This window comes from Mucilaginibacter sp. BGA-UO-ETr-C110 (assembly GCF_059567985.1).
Window position 1 is genome coordinate 3564874 of the sequence record NZ_JCAQPB010000002.1, and the last position, 21064, is coordinate 3585937.

The window sequence follows — 21064 nt, forward strand, 5'->3', positions numbered from 1 at the left end:
ACCACGACGTGCTTATTGATGCATAAATTTAATAAAGGGATCATTAGTTAGCGCATTTACAGTGCTTTTAGTTTTTCCCAGGCGACTTCTGCCTATCCAGTATTCGGCTGCAATGAGGTGTAGCACAAAGCCTATCCAAAACCCGATACCAAAAAACTCTTTGGGCGTTAAGCCGGTAAAACGACTGGTGGCGAAAAATATCCCGTTAATTATCCGGATGGTAGTTATAGCCATTCCAATAGCATAAGCCCTGATGGCCCACTCCCGGTGTTGCAAAAGTTTATGCTGTCGCACCTGCTGAAAGGTCTTGAACAAAGCATACAGAAAGAACAGTGAAAACAATACCGTCGCCGCGACCTGGTTTGCACCGCCTATAGCCGGTACGGCAAAACTCATGACCAACGCGGTTATACCTTTCACTATGCCACCTATCAAAAATAATCGCCCGCTCAACCGGTGCCAGCGGGGGTAACGGGTTCGTACGCTTTGGATGAATTGAAATGGCCCGGTAAGCACAAAAATAAGACCGGGGATAATATGAACAAGGATCAATAAAGGATAATGTGCAAAAATATCATCCATTTGCGTAAAGTTGTTATTAACTGCGGGCGGCTGATAGCCATTGATCAGCACATGTATTAAGGTCAGCATGCGGCGTACTACGATAACAACTCCGATGAATGATAGAAAAGCAATAATACCATATAATAAACGGGGACTTGACGCTGGCTTTTTCATACGCGGATAACTAACATGAGGTAAAGCTACCCGCATAAATGTTTACCCCAGAGCAGAATAGACTAAACAGGAAACTGTGTAGACAAACCGGTAAAGTGTGTAGATGATACTTATGGCTATTTCTTTGGGATAACAGCTGTAGCTTCTATTTCGATCAAAATATCGTCCCTGAATAGTTTATTGACCTGCACTAACGTACTGGCAGGCGGATGAGTGGTATTCACAAATTTATCCCTAATGTTACGCAGAGCCTGTACCTGCGAAACATCAGTCATATAATAATTAAGCTTTACTACATCATTCATAGAACCTCCCGCGGCTTCAACTATATTTTTGATATTGGTGAATACCTGCTGAATTTGAGCCGTGATATCATCCTTACCTACCAGCTGTCCATCTTTATCCAAAGCAACTTGTCCGGATAGGATGAGCATAGTGCTTTTACCCAGATCAACGGTAACAGCCTGCGAATATCCTTTTGGCGTACTTACCGATGAGGGATTTATAAATGCGATATCACTTGTTTGTGCAAAACCTGCCGAGGAAATAAATAGCAGGAAGAGATAAAGATGTTTTTTCATTTGAGATGTTTTACAATTACCAATCCTTTTTGGTAACCGGGTTTGGCAAATCGGTTGGCATCCTATTATTCAGGATGCCAACCAATGATGATTATTTCAGGCTTATTTATCCAATCCACCCCTACGGGTAGCCTTAACCTGCACAGGCCATTTGATGCCTTCCGTTTTTGTATTGGTGGTTTTAGCCGGATCTTCGCTGGCCATATAGGCCATAATTGCGGCCAGGATAGCGTTATTCTTCAGGTCATCAAACACCACTTTATCATAGGTATCACGATTGGTATGCCAGGTATAGGAACCGTATGACCAGTTCAATGAGCTTAACGAAAAGCCAGGCGCACCAACAGCCACAAACGAGGCAAAATCAGATCCACCACCACCAGGCTGTCCCGGGAAGTTTGTTTTGATACGATTTTTAATAGTATCCGGCACGGCTTCCAGCCAACGGCTTAAATAATCCTTAGCATCGGCAAAACCCTGTCCAGATAAGTTTACAACCCTGCCGGTACCATTGTCCTGGTTAAACAGGGCTTGTAAATTTTGTACAATTTCGGGATGATCCTCCACAAATGCGCGTGAACCGTTCAGGCCTTCTTCTTCGCTGCCCCAATGCCCAACCAATATGGTACGTTTGGGGTGAGGATAATATTTTTTCAATAACCGCATCGCCTCCATCATGGTAAGCGTTCCGGTACCATTATCTGTTGCACCAGTACCGCCATCCCAGGAATCAAAATGGGCGGATAACATTACATATTCATTAGGCTTTTCGCTGCCTTTTATTTCGGCAATGGTATTAAAGGTAGGCACTACACCCAGTTCTTTTGATTCGGTATGCATACTGATCACCGGTTTACCACCCGATTCACTTAGCCTGTACAACATCCCATAATCTTCCAGGGCGATATCAACCGTAGGGACTATTTTAGTATAAGCGCCAAAGATCTTATCAACCCCAAAACCAGCCGACCAGTTATTGGTCAATATACCCACAGCGCCCGCTTTTTCAAGTGCTACCGGAAGCGTACGGGTAGTATATCCAGTTTTGCTGATGCGTTTGCGCCAGACATCCGTCATAGCTGTACGCTCAGCTTTCATCTTTTCAAATGATTCTTTAAGGGCAAACTCCTGCCAGTTATAATCGGGCCGGCCGGTTGGCTGGCACATGGATATCATCACAAATTTACCTTTTACATTAGGCAGCCATTGCTGAAAAGCTACAGAATCGGCCAGATCGGGAATGATGATCACCTCGGCACTTACCGTCTTTTTACCCATACCCGGACTCCATGCCAATTGCGTACCCTCCAATGATTTTACGCGTGGCGATACCATATCAATGTGCGATATACCCCGTTCCCATCCGCGCCATTCGCCCCATTTTTCGTTATGGGCATCTATGTTCCAGGTTTTGTATTTGGCTACAGCCCAGTCATTGGCCTGTTTCATTTGGGGTGTGCCCACCAAACGGGGACCGACGCCATCAAAAAGCTCATGAGCCAGTTTTTCAAGCTGCGAATTATTGGTTTCTTCCTGCATCATGCCGTCAATGACCGCCTTACTGGATTGTGCCTGGCTGATACCGCTGCAAAGCAGGGCGCTTACCATCAATGGGATGGCTTTGCGCCAACAATTAGTGAGTAGATTAAGATCAGTGGTTTTCATGAACCTAATTTATAAAAATTGAACGGCCCTTTATAATTTTGTTCTATAAAGTGGGTTTACATGGTTTACACTTTTTATGGTTAACATTTATATATATAATTGACAATCAAATAATTAAGTATATTTTATCATCAAAAGTGGGTTTACACTGTAAACCATAAAATAAAGCATTTGGTGTCATTAACTTAATAGGAGTTCAATGTAAATTCGGCAAACCCATCGCTTGTATAATTGACTCACCCGGTCATTGCTTCGCCCGACCACCCTCTCTGCCGCAAGCGGTAAAGAGGGTCAGAGAAAGCTTTTTACCCTCTTTACGGCGTAGCCGTGGAGAGGGTCGCCCAGCGAAGCGTAAGTGGGGTGAGTCGGTCGCCGACATACCGGCTTTTGCCAAACTTGTCATTTTTCTTATTTAATTATGCACTTTTTTGATCCCAAATTAACTTCTGAGCAAACAATTTGTGGCATATCATACTTTTTAGTCCGGATGACTTATATTTGTTCATTCCAAACATCAAAATTTACCATGAAATTATTTGTCGGCGGCTTTCCTCTTGATATAGCAGAAATTGAATTAGTCAAAATATTCAATTCCTATGGCACTGTTAATACTATCAAGATAGTGCGGGATAAAAAGACCCGTAAGTGCAAAGGATACGCTTTTCTGGAGATGACCGACCAGGCAGGCGCCGACCGCGCTATTGAAGGACTTGACGGCACCCCAATGGGCGACCGCGTACTCAGTGTAAAACCGGCAGCTGATAAACCTGCCCCTAAACCTCCAATACCGCAACGCAGCTTTCGCCCGCAACAAGGAGGCTATGCCAGTACCAGGCCGGAAAAAGATTTTGTGGCTAAAAAGCGCCCAAGGATATAGGCGTAATTATCCATTAAAAGACTTTGTTCAAAAAGGCTGTCATGCTGAGCTCCATCAAAGCATGGTGGGTGGGCCTATGCGCGTGCCCTTCGACAAGCTCAGGGTGACAGGCCTCTATCTCTTTATTTTTTCGGCAGTACCAAAGCGTTCCAGTACTTTATTAATGGTAACACTGTCGCGCAATACGCTTAATCGCATCCTGGTCATGGCATAATCTGATATCTGCCAGCCAAGGGGTAATACTGGCCAGATTCGGGTGTTCGGAACCCTTTCGGCAGTGGGGCGGAACAGGTAAAACCCGTAATGCTTTATCCGGGAGATGGAGTAATTCCAGTCTTCTGATTTCTTCATGTATCCCACCCGGCTATTCAATATACCCACCGGAGGTGCCAGTGGCTCAAATAAATTACCGGGTTTACCTGTGGCCTCTGTCTGTTGTACCGAATTGGGCAGAGACAGGAATTGCGGCTGAATATGGTTAAATATAGTATCCTCCTTGATCAGCTTACTACGCACCCGTTCAAAAACCGTCAGCACTCCCAGCGAGGTTTCTGCGCCCGAATTATCCCAGGTACCCCCATCCGTAAAATGATGTTTACCATTGAGCTTAGCTGTGGGACTTACATACGGGAACCGGGCGCTTAAAAAAGCTGCGGTACTCAGGCGCAGATCGCCCGGATCTTCAATTTCCTGTTCTAAAAATACGGTTGAAGGAAAATCAAGGCTATCCAGTAAAACCGGGGCCGATATCCCTTTTTTACCGCTATCCACATCAAATGTATTGGCAAATAGCAGGGGTACTTCATAATGGCCCCCTTTCCACATCCTGCCTAAAGTGACTTTCATATCCAGGTGATGGGCCTGTGTGTGCCTTTCCCAATCTTCCTCCATCAATCTTGCCCTATCGGCCCAGGGAGCTACTCCTAATGACGAAGCCAGCATATCCCTACCCAGCAAGGCAACTATATTTGAGGTGAGGTAATCATTACGATAGATGGCCAATGAGTTAACCGGGTAAAAAACGGTATCCCTAACCGGATCTTGTCGATGCTGATACCGGGCATTGCAAAGCAGTGATAACCCGATAGTGCCGCCCGATGCCCCGGAATAAGAAAATACATAATGCTGAAAGTCATGGGTATTGATCCCATTATAGCGTTCTTTTACCAGGCTATCCAGCGTTCCCACAACCATGGTTGTCCAAACCGTGGCGCGCAGTCCCCCGCCATAAGCGTTTACAAAAAACACCGGGTAAGGTGTACCCGGGTTTCGGGCAACAAAAGCCTTGATTTCCTGCTTGCGGCTTCTGAGCCAGTTTTCGGTATACCGGTCTAAAGAATCAAGCGACTTATGATAATCCTTTTGCTTCTGAACATAGGCTTCATGATAGGTAGTGATGGTACTTATCGACCGGTACAGGGTAAACATCAGCAAAAAGGTGATCAAACTAAAGCCTGTTTTCTTGCCCGCGAATAACAAAAAGGAAAAGAATAACAGATAACCCGCCGCCGCGCACAGTACCACCGGCATGGTATAATAGCGGTTATTGCTGGTCAATTCATTTAAAAATGGCGGGAAATTACATAAGATAAAGAACAGCATAGCTATCGTGCCGCCAAAGGTTATCCAGGGTGCTGCGTGCCATTTACGGATCCCCGGTATACCTGTACGCAAAGCCGTGGTGATCACAAACATGGCCGATAGAAAGAACAGGTCAAGCGATAAATAAGCCAAAAAATGTGGCTCCCGGTTACGCTTGCCATCAATACTACCCCAGATAATCATGGGCAGTATCAAAGCGACCATACTTACCCAAAAACGCCATGGAACTACTTTACCCTCCGATTTGAACAACTTATCTAACCATTTATACCGCAGTACAATCTTATAAAAGATAAGCGAAGCCAGCAGTAGTACCAGCGGAGGCACATCTTTCAACAGGTAATCGATCTGGTAGGCGTTCATGGTTTGCAGGATGCCTGTAGCGGGTATCAGGAAAGCGGCAGCGCCGAACAGCCTCGCTGTTTCCACCTTTAAGGATGGCCTGGAACCTGCAGGCAAACGACTGGTGTCAAAATCAACAGGGCCTATAAAAAAACGTTTATAGCTTATTTTGATGGAGTTATCAATAACCTTGGGTAAATGCCAGCACATCAGCGCCAGCAAACTTATGGCCAGCAGGAAATAAAAACTGGCCCATCGCGAGGTATTGATCGACAGCAGCATATCCTGGATCTGCGCACTGATAAAAAGTCCCAGGAAAAAAACTAACAGCATGATCAGTACAATACGGAAGCGCCAGGAATAGGTGATCAGGCGCCCTATCCAGGCTGTTGTATACTCGAGCCAGAAGCGGGGTTTACCCAATTTAAAGCCCTCATACAGTAGTTTGCCAAATACAAACGCCAGCAGCAGGTATTTGATACATGCCGGCAAGCCAATAAGCATGGCATCGGGCAGCGGCAGCTTCAGTTTAAAATGCATCAGTGCCCGGTTGGTCATGATGTTTTCAAACACATCCAAAAGTGCCGCCAGGATCACCAATGCACTTAATGTGATTACGGTACGCTGCGGGATCACCCTACGGCGCGGGTTAGCTTTTTGGCTCCCTATCCGGAAGATGAGGATGAGCAGGATACCTACATATACCCCGATGAAGCTATAGTCGGCATTGTTCCGAAAAATCGCCGTTTCGATACCGGTTATGGTTTCGGGATAGGTAGTTTCGCGGGTATAGATCTGATTTTTCTTAAAGCCGGCATGCCATTCTTTTAAGATGGAATCCCTGCGGGCATTGCTGGTATTAATTTCCCAGTTGATGATACCCGAAGGCGCGTACTTGGTGATGATGAGGTAATTATCCTTGAGCGTCATGCTGCCGATAACCAATAAAGCCATCAGCAGCAATGAAAAAACAGACGAAAAATGACGGTTGACCCAATTCTGTAAACGCCGGAACATATAAATGTGAATAATTTAAAGTTACAGAAAAAAGTATGATCGCAGGATTGTTTGGGTGTATTTTAAATTGTCTCGCTGCATCCACTCACCACGCCTTTTCCCCACGCCTTCTCCCCACGCGTCATTGCGAGGAGGAACGACGTGGCAATCCCCTACTTACAGAGCGGCTCTGCTAATTGGGGATTGCCACACTACGTTCGCAATGACGCGTGGGGAGAAAGCAGTATCAAACCTTGGCATACAACTCCTCTATTCTCTCCAGCGGAACGCCTTTGGTTTCGAACACATAACGGCTCACAAACAGGATCATACTGATATTGATGATACCATAAACTCCAAACGTATACACCGGCCCCAGCTGCGAAAGCATCACCGGGAACGTCAATGAAACGATAGAATTAGCCACCCAATTGCCAAACACCGCTATAGATGTTGCTGTACCGCGAACCCTGTTCGGGAATATTTCGGCCACATATACCCACAGCACCACGCCCCAGGTACAGGCAAAGCCGCCTATGTAAACAAATATGGTGGCCAGTACAAAGTAGTTTTGCAGCAGATTAAAGTGAAACAGGGCAGCCAGTACAAACATGCAAAGCCCCATGATCACCGAGCCGATGAGCAGCAGCTTTTTACGACCCAGCCTGTCGATCAGCGGGAAAGCCAGGATGGTAAATATCAGGTTTACCACGCCGGTGAGCATGGTTTGGAATAGAACGCTGCCGCCCACATGCACCTTTTCAAATATCAGCGGGGCATAATAAAACACAATATTGATCCCCGTAAGCTGGGCTATGGAGGCAAATACCAACCCGATGATCACTACTTTCCGGTAACGCTGGGTAAATACTTCACTCAAAGCCGGACTATCCTCCGACGCGATATCTTTGGTAACCAGGTCGACCTGTTCTATACTTTCTTTTTTTGAATAAATATGATCAAACACCCTTTGGGCATCTTTTATTTTGTTTTTAGCGATGAGCCAACGCGGACTTTCAGGTACCAGCAACAACAGGATAAAGAAAATAACGGAGGGTACAACCGCTGCGGCCAGCATATAACGCCAGATATTGCCATCATTTAAAAAGCCGAAAGGCGCTTTGGCTATCACATAATTGGATATGAACGAGAGCAAAATACCGGTTACAATGGCCAGCTGCTGCAACATGCCCAACCTGCCCCTGAATTTTGGCGGCGCCACTTCTGATATATAAATAGGTGCCAGGGTTGATGCCATACCAATAGCCACGCCACCTATAAAGCGGTACACTACCAGTTGAACAAAGCTACCCGCAATACCACTCCCCAGGGCGGCTATCACATATAATATCGAGGTTACGATCATCAGATTTTTACGCCCGAACTTATCGGCCAGGCCACCGGCAAACAGGGCGCCGGGAATACAGCCTATAGAGGCAGCGGCTACTACCAGGCCTATTTCAGCATCATTCAAATGAAAAACGGGTTTAAGGTATTGTAAGGAGCCGGCTATTACGGCGGTATCAAAGCCAAACAATAGTCCGCCTAAGGCAGCCACAATGGAAATTAAAACGGTATAACTTTTCATAAAGCAGATTGGTTAACGGTAAAGTCCCCAGCCGGGATAATTGGTTTATAAACTCGATTTAGCAGTGCAAAATTCGCCGCTTTACAAATATATCATTCCCCGGGATATTTAAGTACGTCATTTTAGCCATCTGCTTTTTGTCAGCAAATTGTTATTTAACCGGATGGAGTACAATATAAATATACCGATTGGTATATTTGCCTCATGAATAAGAATTTTTCATATCCGCAATCTAGCCGCACAGCTAAATCATAAAAAAAATTTATCATAAAATATACCGATTGGTATAATATATATCATGAACCCCATCAAACGACAAATCCTCCTGATCACTGTGATAGCCGCCGCTATTATGGAACTGATTGATACCTCCATTGTGAATGTTGCCCTCAACTATATGAGCGGCAACCTGGGTGCCACGCTCGAAGATATCTCCTGGGTGATCACCTCTTACGCCATTGCCAATGTGATCATCATCCCCATGACCAGCTTCCTGGTGAACAACCTGGGGCGCAGGAATTACTATATCGGCTCCATTATCCTGTTCACCTTTTGTTCTTTTATGTGCGGTAACGCTACCAATATATGGGAGCTGGTGAGTTTTAGGTTTTTGCAGGGTTTGGGCGGCGGTGCCTTACTTTCGGTTTCGGCAACCGTGGTTTATGAACTTTTCCCGAAGGAGAAACAAGCTACCGCGAGCGCCCTGTTTGGTATTGGTGTGTTCATCGGGCCAACTATAGGTCCTACCTTGGGTGGTTATATCACCGAAAACTTCTCCTGGCCATGGATCTTTTATATCAACATCCCTATTGGTATAGCTGCAGCCATTTCCTGTTATTTCCTGCTGCATGAGCCTGCTATCAAACAAAAGATCAAACAGGTTGACTGGCTCGGTATCATTTTACTGATCGTGGGCATAGGCTCCTTACAGGTAGTGCTGGAGCGCGGCCAGACTGATGATTGGTTTGCGGCAGGCTATATTGTTTTTTTAACCGTTACGGCTGCCCTATCCCTTACCGCTTTTATTATCTGGGAGCTGTATACCGAAAACCCCGTGGTGAACCTCCGTATCCTCCGGTTCAGATCATTAAGTATCGCGGCGGTGCTCACTTTTATTACGGGCATGGGTATGTACACTTCCATTTATTTGACACCGGTGGTAGCACAGCGTCTGCTTAATTTTACCCCTACCCAATCCGGGCTTTTGCTTTTGCCCGGTTCCATCGTGGCGGTATTGGCTTTGGTGATCACCGGTAAGCTGTTGCAAAAGGGCGTTTCGGCTGCGCTGATCGTATTTTTTGGTTTTATGTGTTTTATTTATTTCAACTGGTCGATGTCAAGGATCAACCTGGAAACACCGGCTATTGATATTACTTTAAACCTCATTTTCAGGGCGATAGGTATGGCCTTGTTAACCGTACCACTGGGTACGCTGGCCGTATCATCATTGGAAGCTAAGGATATGCCTCAGGGAACCGCGCTCAATAATATGATGCGGCAACTGGGCGGCTCCTTTGGTATTTCTATCATCAATACCTATGTGGCCCGGCGCATCGCCTCGCACCGGATGGACCTCATCACCCATATTACGCCCGATAACCCGGCATTTATTAACCGGATAAACGGTTATGCCACAGCTTTTATGCAAAAGGGCTTCGGCTTACTGGATGCCAAACAGAAGGCTATGCTGCTGGTAGAAAAAGTAGTGATTCAGCAATCGTCCTTTTCCAGCTACCTGGATGGCTATTTCCTGATCGGCTTGTTTTTCGCGATGGTATTGCCTTTGCTGCTTTTTGTGGCTAAGCGCGATAAGAAAAAACCGCTGGTTATCCCGTCCTCAGATCATTAACATTTGGGGGCCGAAAAACTTTTTAAACCTTAAATTTTAACACTTTTCTGTTCAAAAAGGGGGTAAAAACATCCAAAAACGAGCTCAAAACCATCGATTTTAACACTTTTTAACAAATTTTAACGCGATTTTTAGCGGTTTTAGAAACTTTAAAAAGTATTAATTTATTGATTGTCAAATAACTACATACCAAACGGTCGATTTTTGACCTGGTTTTGTCCTTAACAAAACAGCCCGGTTATCCTTTTTATAGAATAACCGGGCTGGCGTTTGTATAAAGATACGAAATTTTGGGGAGAGTATCAACCGGGCTTCGAGTATCCCATCAAATATAAACAGGCGTCATTGCGAGCGCAGCGTGGCAATCCCCGATTTGCAGAGCCGCTCTGTATAGTTAGGGATTGCCACGCTGCGCTCGCAATGACGGGGGGGGGGGTTATACTCTCCTATACATCCGCAATGACATAAGGAAGATACTCCCCCCTACACCTCCCTTCCCATTACCGGGTCGGTTTTAGTGGCGGAGCCGGTTTCTACACGACCGGCGAAGCGTTGTTCAAAGTTGCTATCGCCCTTTAGCTTTACGCTGAAATCGTACCAGTTGTAGTTTTTAGCCAGGTCCAGCACCACATCAACCTTGCTGTTGGCCGGGATGGTTTTGGTAATATCAGCGGCTTTGTAGCCATGGTCGTGGATAGTAATCGTATATGCTTTAGTAGCATCATTGTTAACGATGCTGAGCAATACATTACCGGTTAATTTGGCCGGATTAATTTTGTTTTTTTCGTAAACACAGGCAATTTCTAAACCCGAATTTTCCTGGTTACCTATAAATTCCCTGAAAAAGCCGTTAGGACCATTTACACGCAGGTGATACCGGCCATTCTCAAAAGCTTCTAAAGGCCAGCTATAGTTCAGCTGATCACCTGCTTTAACCGCGAAGCTCCAGTTACGGGAGATCTCGTCTTTGCTAAGCTCATCATTATATTTAACCGGTACCGATACGGTGAAAGGTGAGCCGGCCGCGTTTTTGCCAAACACCTCCTTACCGGCTTTAAACTGGATCTCAAAGTTTTTCCTGTCGGCTCTTAGACCGCCGTGTGTATATAATTCATAAGGCAAGGCGCAGGATGTCCTTACTCCTTTTTCCTGTAAAGTGATCAAAGATGGCTGCGCGCTGATTTTCGCTATCTCATCGGCAGAGAGTTTTTTGAACGAAGTGGGCTCTTCCTTGAATTTGGCGTTGTAAATGGTTTCTACATTTTTGTTGCGATCAAGAAAAGGGATCTGACCCAATTGATCACCATTATAAGGTGCAAAAGCCGAAGTCAAATCGCCGCAGATGGTACGGCGCCACTCGCTGATGTTTCCCAGTTTGATATCCTTCTTATATTTTTTGTTCACAAAAGTTTCCAGGAACTGTAGTGTTGAGGTATGATCAAACACTTCCGAGCAAACTCTTCCACCCCTGCTCCATGGCGAAGCGATCATCATCGGCACACGGAAACCTAAACCGATAGCGCCCTCACGGGCCTGGTTTTTAGGGATCCCCTGTTTCAGCTCATTTTCCAGGCGCACGTGTTCTATTTCTGTTTCGATGCCAGCAGAGCATTTACCCGTTCCGGGAATTTTGGCATCAGGGATAGAGAAGGGCGGAACGTGATCAAAATAGCCATCGTTCTCATCATAAGTAACAATAAATATCGTTTTTTTCCATACCTCGGGATTTTTCGTCAAGATATCCAGTACTTCCGACACATACCAGGCGCCATACCATGGCGCGGTTGGGTGATCGGAGAAGTTTTCGGGACCGGCCAGCCATGATACCGTTGGCAGTTTGCCGGTGTTCACATCCTCCCTGAACTGGTGCAGCAGATCGCCTTTGGGCACAGTAACCTTCCGCTCCTTACCATTATCCTGGTAAGTCAGCTCGGCGATGCTCCTGAAATCCGGGTCGCCGGAATTGATCACAAAGGCGCTACGGTAAAGGGACTTTTCCTTATCACTTAGTTTATTGTAGCTGTCCTGGTTCCACAAGGCCAACTCGCGCTGCGCGTTATCCAGTACTTCCTGTTTTTTTCGGATGCTTTCGCGCGCTTTGACAGCCGCTTGCTCATCGGCAGGTGTGGCTTCCTGTAGCTTATTGATCTGATCTGGCAGTTCCTGAACCTGTTTTTGCAGACTTTTGATATTACGCTCAGAAAATTTAACGTTGTAGGCTTTAAAAAACTCCAGCAGATTACAGCCAAAGTTAGCCAGCCAGGCACGCTCTTCCCTTTCAAAACCACCGCCGCAGCTCAGGTCGTTCTGATAAAATTTCCAGGGGATGTTATTTTCCTGCAACAGTTCCGGGAAAGTTTCCCAGGGCATATTACCATAACTAAAATCGGTGTTGCGGATATTGGCTTTGGGTATACCGTCCTGCTCATGGGTAATCTTGCCAGTCCAAAAGAAAGAACGGTTGGGTGTAGTGCTGGTCATGGCTGAGCAAAAATTCTGGTCGCACACGGTAAAAGCATCGGCCATACCGTAATTGAAAGGTAGATCTTCGCGGGTATAATAACCCAGCGTTAACGGCATACTCGCATAGTTTTTATTGCCCGATTGTTTGGCGATAAGCCATTGGTCGTATTTACCCAGGTTGTTGGCATCAACCTGGCTGGCGCGCGAATGCGGTAAGGAGCCCATCCAGGTTACTTTAGTATCTTTTATATCGAGCCTGAAAGGGCTGTAGGTATTGCCTACAGCATCGGTTTGCAGCCATACCGGTTTTTGATCGGGCAGGCGAATGGCGCGAGGATCGTTAAAACCACGTACACCTTGCAACGATCCAAAACAATGATCGAACGAGCGGTTTTCCTGCATCAGTATTACAATATGCTCGGCATCCAAAAATGTACTGCCCGGCTCGGGATTGATAGCCAGCGCTCTTTGTATAGCGGGGGGCATTACACTCATTATTGCCGCGCTGCCTGATAATAAAGCTGCTTTTTTTAGAAAATCTCTGCGTGAATCCATAGGTTAATGTGTTGTTTTTATATTTTGTAACAGGAGACCTCTCCTAAACGGCAAAGCCCTCATGTAATAATCCTCTCCAAAGGAGAGGACTTTATTAAACCCATTATAGCCCCCTCTCCTTTGGAGAGGGCTGGGGTGAGGTCTTTTGAGTAAGGCGCCCAAATATCCTTTTGGCAATTTAAATTTATGTTAATTAAGAGTTAACTATACATATCCAAAGTATAATAGTTGTTACAAAGACAGGGCTAAACCAGTATCCGCTTTAGCATTTATATTTAAAAGGGGGTGTCACCCTGAGCTCCGTCGAAGGGTAGAGCGCAGAGGCTCAGCCACCATGCGTCGACGGAGCTCAGCATGACACCCTTTTATTTCATCACGGATAAACCCCTCCCTCCCCCTCCCGTTGGGAGGGAATCGCACGAAGCCCACGCTTGCTCCTCCAAGAAGGTGATGGAAGTGGTTTTATTTCAGCAGGTTCATACATATCTGCTACCGCACCTTTAAGATATTATTGTATTTTAGTAATTCATCTAAACTTACATGCACCATCTCATTATTCAATATACCTGCCTGCTGGTCATTATCATCGCAATAGTGATGCTGGCGCAAAAAATCAAGATTGCTTATCCTATATTACTGGTGATAGCCGGGCTGGGACTGGGTTTTGTACCGGGCTTAAGGGGTATTGAGATAGAGCCAGATATGATATTTGTGATCTTTTTGCCACCGCTGTTATATGAGGCGGCCTGGAGCACCTCCTGGAAAGATTTCTGGAAATGGAGGCGGGTGATCAGCAGTTTCGCGTTCATCATTGTTATTTTGACCGCCGGTGTTGTGGCTTTAGTATCCAGCAATGTTATCCCCGGTTTTACACTCGCAGCGGGCTTTTTGCTAGGCGGTATCATATCACCGCCCGACGCGGTGTCGGCCACCGCTATCCTCAAAAACGTTAAAGTACCCAAAAGGCTAACCACCATACTGGAGGGCGAAAGCCTGATGAACGACGCGGCCAGTTTGGTGATCTTTAGGTTTGCCGCGGCGGCTATAGTTACGGGCTCTTTTGCTTTCGGTCAGGCTACCCTGAGTTTTGTTCTGGTGATTGTAATGGGGATATTGATAGGTTTGGCCATAGCGCTGGTGTTTTATGCCATTCATCGCTGGATGCCCACTACCACCAATATTGATATCGTGCTCACGTTTATAACGCCCTATGCCATGTATATGGCGGCAGAGGCCTTTAATTTTTCGGGCGTACTGGCCGTAGTAAGCGGTGGATTGTTCCTTTCCATCAGGCGCGACAGTTTTTTAACTCACCGCAGCCGGCTGCAGGGCATCAATGTTTGGGAAGCCGTAGCCTTTGTACTGAACGGCTTTGTATTTATACTTATTGGCCTGGAGTTCCCGGTGGTGATCAAAGACCTTGGGCCCAACGGACTTGAACCGGCTATCCGTTACAGCGCCATTATTTGCGGCGTTTTAATTGTTGGGCGCTTGGCCAGTACTTTTGGAGCTACTGTGTTTACGGTATTCATCAGCCGGTATATTACCACTGCCGATAGTCGCCCCGGATGGAAAGGTCCTTTACTATTGGGTTGGGCAGGTATGCGTGGCGTGGTATCGCTGGCGGCGGCGCTCAGCATCCCGGTTACGCTTCATTCGGGCGCGCCATTCCCCAACAGGAGCCTCATTTTGTTCATCACCTTTTCGGTTATCCTGGTTACGCTGATACTGCAAGGTCTTACCTTGCCCCTGCTCATCAAATGGGTTGATATGCCTGACCCGGACTACACCGTTTCTTTTGAACAGCAAAGGCAGCTGGTACGGAAAAAATTGTCGATGGTGACATTGAACCTATTGCAGACCAAATACCCCAAACACCTGAAAGAAAATGATATGGTGAAGGCCATCAAAATTAAGATTGATGCCGATATGGAACTACTGGCCGATTGGGACAAGGAAGATGGCAAAGGCCGCGCCGAAGCTTTTTACCGCGACTATATCACGATACTGGAAGATATGATGCACGAGCAGCGCAACCTGCTGAAAACACTGAACAAGAAAGAAAACATTAACGACGATATCATCAAGCAGCAACTTGCCCTGCTCGACCTGGAACAGGAGAAACTGCGTCAGCATTTTTCTTTTGAGGATGAGTAAATATTGGCATCCGCATGTCGTGTTAGAACGCCGGTGAAGACTCACCCCGGCATCGCTGCGCTTGCCGACCCTCTCTTCGCCTTCGGCGGAAAGAGGGAGGAACGCCCTTTCTTTGCACGCGTCATTGCGAGGTACGAAGACAACCGACCGGAGGGAGCTCATTAATACAAATAAAAAGATAATCAAAATATTAATAATCTCTATACTTTACAGGGCCGCTTATCAGACCTATACCCGCTCTTGGCCGCGGGAGGTCCAGATACTTTTGTCGCCACAAAAGTATCCAAAAAGGCTTTCAGCAGAAATGCTTCTTTGCGCTCATGGCCTTTGCCCTGCAAAGCCGACAGAACCACGGGCTGCAATTATTTTGCTCCACTTCGTTCGCACAATCTTTCGCTTCAGCAAAAACTTGCTATGCCCCCTGCAACCGCACAAGCCACCATTGTTCTGCCCGCTTTCGCCCGAAGCTTATCTGCTGAGGGGAAAAAAGTATTATGGTTATTGGTTAAATAAAAAGGCCGCCGGATAACCGGCGGCCTTTTCTTGTTATGTTTTAAGTTCCCCTCTTGAGAGGGGGCGCGTAAGCTTGAGTGGTGGCGGGGTGTGTTTATGTAAGCGTAATAACACACCCCTGCCCCCTCTCCAGAGGGGATCCACACAAAACCCCTCCTTTTTTATTTATTACCAGCCCGCGTTTTGTTTGATAACACCGTTGCTGCGGTCAATTTCTTTTTGGGGTACTGCCCAAACACCGTTTACAGCCGGGTTAAAGTTACGTGCAGGCCATATTACGGAACCTGTATAACCATGTAAAGGTTTGGCATAAGCGGCAGCGGCATCGCCCCAGCGTACCAGGTCGCGGTGACGGTCGGACCATTCGCCGGCCAGTTCACAACGGCGTTGGTTTTTCAGATCGGTCATGGTAGCGCCCTGGATAGCTTTCAGGCCTGCACGCTGACGGATCATGTTGATCTCCGCATCGGCATTTTTACCTTGCATCAGCTCAGCTTCTGCTTTGATCAGGATAACCTCGGCATAACGCATCAATGGTACGTTGAGGTTAGTTGTTGGGTGGTCGCCATTAGGACTGATAGACGATCCTACCGGGTTAGCATAAGTGAATGGCTCCATATACTTATTGAACTGGTAACCGGAAAGACTGTTTACCGAAGCATAAGTTTTTGGAGCACCAAAAAATTGAAACACATCGCCCGGTTTCAGGATAGTGGCTTCACGACGTTTATCACCTGCTTCAAAAGCATCATACAGCTCTTTGGTTGGCTGATAGTAGCCCCAGCCATTAAATAATCCCCAGCCTTTATTCTCCAGCATTACGCCAGGCAGGATACTGCCCCAGCCTGAAGCACCCTTTGCTGTGCTCACCGCAGACCAGATATATTCTGTGCTGAAGTTATTAGCCGCTTTAAAAACATCGGCAAAATTTGGCAATAAGGCCCGTTTGCCCTGGTTGATCACCGAGTCGGCATATTTTTGGGCATTGGCATAATCCTTTTTAAACAGGTACATTTTTGCCAGGTAACCCCAGGCGGCTACTTTGTGCGGTCTGCCCTGATCGGCAGGACTCAGCTGATCAAAATAGGGCAACAGATTGGCCGCCTTTTTCAGCTCGCCTTCAATGTAGTTGTAGTTTTCGGTAACGTTGGCTGCCCTTGGTGTAGGGTTGGGGTCGTTATTGTTGGCACGGGTAATGATAGGTAGCCCGGCGCGGTCATCACCATAGTTATAAGCCATTTGAAAATACATCAGTCCGCTTAAAAAATAGGCCTCGCCCATGTAACGGTTTTTCAGGGAGCCGTCCATGCTGATAGCAGGGATCTTGTTGATCACGTCGTTTGCACGCCGGATCACCTGATAGCGCATATCCCATTGGTCAACGGTATAACCGCCGGAGTAATAGGTTGGGCTGAAATTCTTGATGGCATCGGCATTGGTGTTGATACGACCGGTCACCATATCGTCGCTGGCGTTGATGAACCACATATAACCACGGCCATAAAACTCTTCGCCGTCAAAAGGCTCGTACATGGCGTTCACACCCAGCAGGGCATCGTCGCCGGTTTGCCAGAAGTTATTTTCAGATACCGCGCCTTGTGGCTTGATATCCAGATTTTTGGAGCAAGCACCCAAAAGCATGCTTGCCGATATTGCTAATATAATATTGCTGATCTTTTTCATGATTGCTTTACTTACAGATTTAAATTGATACCGAAAATAAATGAGCGCGATTGCGGGTAACGGCCTACGTCGATACCGTAGTTATCAAAGCCAACTTCCGGATCAAAACCTTTGTATTTGGTAATGGTGAACAGGTTGTTTGATGTAGTGTATATACGCAGGCTACTGATACCGGCACGGGTTAACAATGTTGGCGAAAAGGTATAACCCAGGGTTACGTTCTTAAAGCGCAGGTATGAGCCGTTCTCGATATAAAAATCGGAGTTGGTACCGAAGTTGCCATTAGCATCACTGGCAGTTACGCGCGGGATAGTGGTATTGGTATGTTGCGGTGTCCAGGCGTTCAGTACATCCTTCAGCAGGTTGTAGTTTTGACCCAAACCGCCGGCGTTTAAGCTGGTATATTTTAAAGCATTGTACAATTTATTGCCTTGTACCCCTTGTAAAAAGATGTTCAGATCGAACCCTTTGTAGCTGGCGTTCAGGCTGAGGCCATAGGTAAACTTAGGATACGCGCTGCCCAGGAACTGCCGGTCGCTATCATTAATTTTACCATCGCCGTTGGCATCCACAAAACGTATATCACCTGGCTTGGCATTGGGCTGGATAGGTGTTCCATTAGGGCCTTTATAAGCATTAACCTCGTCCTGGCTTTGGAACAAACCATTGGTTTTGATAGAGTAGTAAGAATACAATGGCTGACCAACCTGAACCCAGGCAGGTGCCAGCAAGCCACGCACGCTCGGGCTTACACCTGGAATAGTTGTAGCACCATTAGGTAAAGACAGTAATTTATTGGTGAGTGTGCTAACGTTGGCATTGATACCATAACGGAATGCTTTTTTAGGATCGCTGTTATAACCCAGGCTCAATTCAATACCCTTGTCACGTGCCTCGCCACCGTTAAGCCATATAGTGTTTAATCCTATGCCTGCCCTTGTTTGCAGTAACATATTCGTAGTTCTCTTAACAAAATAGTCGGCAGTTAAGGTGATGCGCTCATTCAGGAAACCCAGATCTAAACCTACGTCGGTTTGTTTTGAACGGGCCCAGGTCAGGTTCGGGTTGCCCCTGTCATAGCTGTAATAACCGTTTAATGGTGCCGGGTCTGAACCCAGGTAAATATTACCTACGCTCAGAGGAGGGCTTACCGCTATTGTATTTACAGATGATAAGTTACCCAATACGCCATAGCTACCCCTGATCTTTAAATTGCTCAGCCAGGTTAGCTTCTGCATAAAATTCTCGCGGCTTACAACCCATCCGGCAGATACCGAACCAAAGTTCTGGAACCTGTTTTTTGGAGCCACCAACGATGTACCGTCCTTACGACCGGTAAATGATAACAGGTATTTGCCATCGTAATCATAATTAACACGGGCAAGGTACGAGATCAAAGCTTCGTCTGACTTATAATCGCCGGGCTTTGGAACCGGGGTACCAGTACCATTGATAAAATAACGGAACAGGGGATCTTCGTTGCTAAAACCTGAAAGGGAAGCTGAAAGCCCCATGCTGCTGTTTTTCTGATAAGTATAACCTGCCACTACATCCAGGTTGTTTTTACCCAATGATTTCTTGTAGTTTAAGGTTTGCTCGGTCAGGAACCTTGAATCCTGTGATGATGATTCATTTAAGGTATTGGTTAAGCTGGGCTTACCAACCTCGGGTACAATCGGCGAAAAGCCTTTGAAATAATAGAAGTTTTTAGTTACCGAATAGTTCGACCTGAATTTAAGGCCGGGAATGATACTGGCTTCAAAATAAGGGTTAGCAATAATGGTGTTCACCGGGCTGCTGGTATCAATACGCTCCAGGTTGGCCACAGGGTTAACTACGTCACCGTATGAACCGGCGTAAGTTATGGGCAAGCCTGAGTAAGCGCCCGATGGGGTACGCACTGTAATACTTGGCGGATAAAATATCGCCGCCTGAATAGCGCCGGTATAACCGCTGAAAGTGTTGGTACCACGACCATTTGAATAGGTATAAGATAAATTTTCGCCAACCTTTAACCAGTTATTCAACTGATGGGTGGAGTTGATGCGGTAGGCATAACGCTCGGAATAGGTATTCAATAATATCCCTGTTCCTTTGCGATAGTTAAAACTCATGAAATAGTCGGATTTATCGTTACCGCCATTCAGGCTCACGTTATAATCCTGGGTATGCCCTGTTCTGAATACCTCATCAACCCAGTTGGTACGGGTTATTTGTCCGTCGGGATATTTGGTAGCATCAAAAGCAGGGAGGCGTGGTTTACCCGCGTTATCTGCGGCTGTATTATATACATCAGCATACTCTTTGGCATCCAATGCTTCCAGTTTTTTCCAGGCATTCGCAAAACCTTGTTTGGCATCAAAAGAGATATTCATTTTGCCTTTGGTGCCTTTTTTGGTAGTGATGAGGATAACACCGCCAGATGCACGGGCTCCGTAGATGGCTGCCGATGCATCCTTCAATACCGAAATAGATTCTACATCATTTGGGTTGATCACAGGTGTGCCCGGATAAAAAACCGATCCGTCGATAACGTATAAAGGCTGCTCACCGTTGATACCACCCAGGCCGCGGATGTTTACCTGCGGGGCATTGGTAGGGTCGCCACCATTGTTATTTACCACTACACCGGCCGCTTTACCTTGCAAGGCTTCCTGCAAGTTATTGAATGAGCGTGAGCTCACTTTATCCAAACCAACGGTTGATACCGCGCCGGATAAGGTTGAACGGGTTTGTGTACCATAACCTATAACTACTACTTCTTTTAATGATTGGCTGTTGGCTTTCAGCACAACATCAATATTTTGCTGACCTTTTACCGGGATTTCCTGGCTGTCGTAACCAATGTATTTAAAAACCAGTATCGAGCTTTCATCGGTGCTCAGGGAATATTTTCCTTCGGTATTGGTCATGGTACCGGTAGTTGTTCCTTTTACGGCAACACTTACGCCGATCAAGGCTTCACCGCTTTCGTCGGTTACTTTTCCTGATACAGTAATATTAGCCTTTACCACCAGCTCTTTTTCTTTGGCTTTTACTACTGGTTGTTGTTTTTCAACCTGTAATAAGATATGCTCTTCATCAACCTGCCTGATGTTGCCCTTGTAACCTTTAATCAGTTCTTTCAGCACATTAACCAGCAACTCATTGTCGGCAGATATAGAAATTTCTCTATCAGCATCAAAGCTGGTGGAGTTGTAACCTATTTTGAATGAGGTTTTCTGTTCGATCAATCTAAAAACGCTTTTAATGCTTTGATTTTTTGCGTTCAAGCTGATGCGGATGGTATTCATGGTTTGTGCAGCGGCCGAAAAAGATGGGCTTGAGCATACGCCAATAATGACCAGGACGATGCAGTAGGATGCCAGCCATTTGAGGTGATTTTTTAATGATAATATGTGTAATAGATTTCTCATTTTTATAATGTTATTTTATGTGATAAAAAAGAATCGTTA

At 46.1% G+C, this 21064-nt stretch carries 11 protein-coding genes; 3 read left to right on the top strand and 8 right to left on the bottom strand.

The window, feature by feature from the left end:
- Positions 1 to 12: 12 nt before the first annotated feature.
- The 3 genes from AC57BQ_RS15425 to AC57BQ_RS15435 all read right to left on the bottom strand — a co-directional run bounded on the left by AC57BQ_RS15425 (position 13) and on the right by AC57BQ_RS15435 (position 2984).
- Positions 13 to 738: a DUF2306 domain-containing protein gene (locus tag AC57BQ_RS15425; RefSeq protein WP_496407135.1), complete on the bottom strand. Its 726-nt coding sequence runs from the start codon at positions 736 to 738 to the stop codon at positions 13 to 15.
- Between the two features lie 116 nt (positions 739 to 854).
- On the bottom strand, positions 855 to 1319 hold the full coding sequence (locus AC57BQ_RS15430) for a RidA family protein (protein ID WP_496407136.1): 465 nt from the start codon (positions 1317 to 1319) through the stop codon (positions 855 to 857).
- Between the two features lie 102 nt (positions 1320 to 1421).
- On the bottom strand, positions 1422 to 2984 hold the full coding sequence (locus tag AC57BQ_RS15435) for a M20/M25/M40 family metallo-hydrolase (RefSeq protein ID WP_496407137.1): 1563 nt from the start codon (positions 2982 to 2984) through the stop codon (positions 1422 to 1424).
- A gap of 526 nt (positions 2985 to 3510) precedes the next feature.
- Between AC57BQ_RS15435 and AC57BQ_RS15440 the strand changes: the two genes are divergently transcribed.
- On the top strand, positions 3511 to 3861 hold the full coding sequence (locus AC57BQ_RS15440; protein WP_496407138.1) for an RNA recognition motif domain-containing protein: 351 nt from the start codon (positions 3511 to 3513) through the stop codon (positions 3859 to 3861).
- A gap of 114 nt (positions 3862 to 3975) precedes the next feature.
- Here the strand turns inward: AC57BQ_RS15440 and AC57BQ_RS15445 are convergent, their stop codons facing one another.
- Positions 3976 to 6822 carry a hypothetical protein gene (locus AC57BQ_RS15445; RefSeq protein WP_496407139.1) on the bottom strand — a complete coding sequence of 949 codons (2847 nt, stop codon included), beginning with the start codon at positions 6820 to 6822 and terminating at the stop codon, positions 3976 to 3978.
- Between the two features lie 226 nt (positions 6823 to 7048).
- Positions 7049 to 8389 carry a sugar porter family MFS transporter gene (locus tag AC57BQ_RS15450; RefSeq protein ID WP_496407140.1) on the bottom strand — a complete coding sequence of 447 codons (1341 nt, stop codon included), beginning with the start codon at positions 8387 to 8389 and terminating at the stop codon, positions 7049 to 7051.
- A gap of 298 nt (positions 8390 to 8687) precedes the next feature.
- On the opposite strand from AC57BQ_RS15450, the gene AC57BQ_RS15455 reads away from it, so the two are divergent.
- Positions 8688 to 10238 carry a DHA2 family efflux MFS transporter permease subunit gene (locus tag AC57BQ_RS15455; protein ID WP_496407141.1) on the top strand — a complete coding sequence of 517 codons (1551 nt, stop codon included), beginning with the start codon at positions 8688 to 8690 and terminating at the stop codon, positions 10236 to 10238.
- Positions 10239 to 10721: 483 nt separating this feature from the next.
- On the opposite strand, the gene AC57BQ_RS15460 is transcribed toward AC57BQ_RS15455, so the two are convergent.
- The gene (locus AC57BQ_RS15460) at positions 10722 to 13256 is read right to left on the bottom strand and encodes a phosphocholine-specific phospholipase C (protein WP_496407142.1); all 2535 of its coding nucleotides are present in this window, start codon (positions 13254 to 13256) and stop codon (positions 10722 to 10724) included.
- A gap of 540 nt (positions 13257 to 13796) precedes the next feature.
- On the opposite strand from AC57BQ_RS15460, the gene AC57BQ_RS15465 reads away from it, so the two are divergent.
- Positions 13797 to 15413, top strand: a complete 1617-nt coding sequence (locus tag AC57BQ_RS15465; RefSeq protein ID WP_496407143.1) for a Na+/H+ antiporter — start codon at positions 13797 to 13799, stop codon at positions 15411 to 15413.
- 681 nt (positions 15414 to 16094) lie between these two features.
- Here the strand turns inward: AC57BQ_RS15465 and AC57BQ_RS15470 are convergent.
- Positions 16095 to 17609 carry a RagB/SusD family nutrient uptake outer membrane protein gene (locus AC57BQ_RS15470; protein ID WP_496407144.1) on the bottom strand — a complete coding sequence of 505 codons (1515 nt, stop codon included), beginning with the start codon at positions 17607 to 17609 and terminating at the stop codon, positions 16095 to 16097.
- An 11-nt stretch (positions 17610 to 17620) separates the two neighbouring features.
- Positions 17621 to 21025, bottom strand: a complete 3405-nt coding sequence (locus AC57BQ_RS15475; protein ID WP_496407145.1) for a SusC/RagA family TonB-linked outer membrane protein — start codon at positions 21023 to 21025, stop codon at positions 17621 to 17623.
- Between the last annotated feature and the right edge of the window lie 39 nt (positions 21026 to 21064).

What these genes read in the sequence shown, in the direction of transcription:
- AC57BQ_RS15425 (WP_496407135.1), bottom strand. Translation starts at nt 738, where the DNA reads ATGAAAAAGCCAGCGTCAAGTCCCCGTTTATTATATGGTATTATTGCT.
- AC57BQ_RS15430 (WP_496407136.1), bottom strand. Translation starts at nt 1,319, where the DNA reads ATGAAAAAACATCTTTATCTCTTCCTGCTATTTATTTCCTCGGCAGGT.
- AC57BQ_RS15435 (WP_496407137.1), bottom strand. Translation starts at nt 2,984, where the DNA reads ATGAAAACCACTGATCTTAATCTACTCACTAATTGTTGGCGCAAAGCC.
- AC57BQ_RS15440 (WP_496407138.1), top strand. Translation starts at nt 3,511, where the DNA reads ATGAAATTATTTGTCGGCGGCTTTCCTCTTGATATAGCAGAAATTGAA.
- AC57BQ_RS15445 (WP_496407139.1), bottom strand. Translation starts at nt 6,822, where the DNA reads ATGTTCCGGCGTTTACAGAATTGGGTCAACCGTCATTTTTCGTCTGTT.
- AC57BQ_RS15450 (WP_496407140.1), bottom strand. Translation starts at nt 8,389, where the DNA reads ATGAAAAGTTATACCGTTTTAATTTCCATTGTGGCTGCCTTAGGCGGA.
- AC57BQ_RS15455 (WP_496407141.1), top strand. Translation starts at nt 8,688, where the DNA reads ATGAACCCCATCAAACGACAAATCCTCCTGATCACTGTGATAGCCGCC.
- AC57BQ_RS15460 (WP_496407142.1), bottom strand. Translation starts at nt 13,256, where the DNA reads ATGGATTCACGCAGAGATTTTCTAAAAAAAGCAGCTTTATTATCAGGC.
- AC57BQ_RS15465 (WP_496407143.1), top strand. Translation starts at nt 13,797, where the DNA reads ATGCACCATCTCATTATTCAATATACCTGCCTGCTGGTCATTATCATC.
- AC57BQ_RS15470 (WP_496407144.1), bottom strand. Translation starts at nt 17,609, where the DNA reads ATGAAAAAGATCAGCAATATTATATTAGCAATATCGGCAAGCATGCTT.
- AC57BQ_RS15475 (WP_496407145.1), bottom strand. Translation starts at nt 21,025, where the DNA reads ATGAGAAATCTATTACACATATTATCATTAAAAAATCACCTCAAATGG.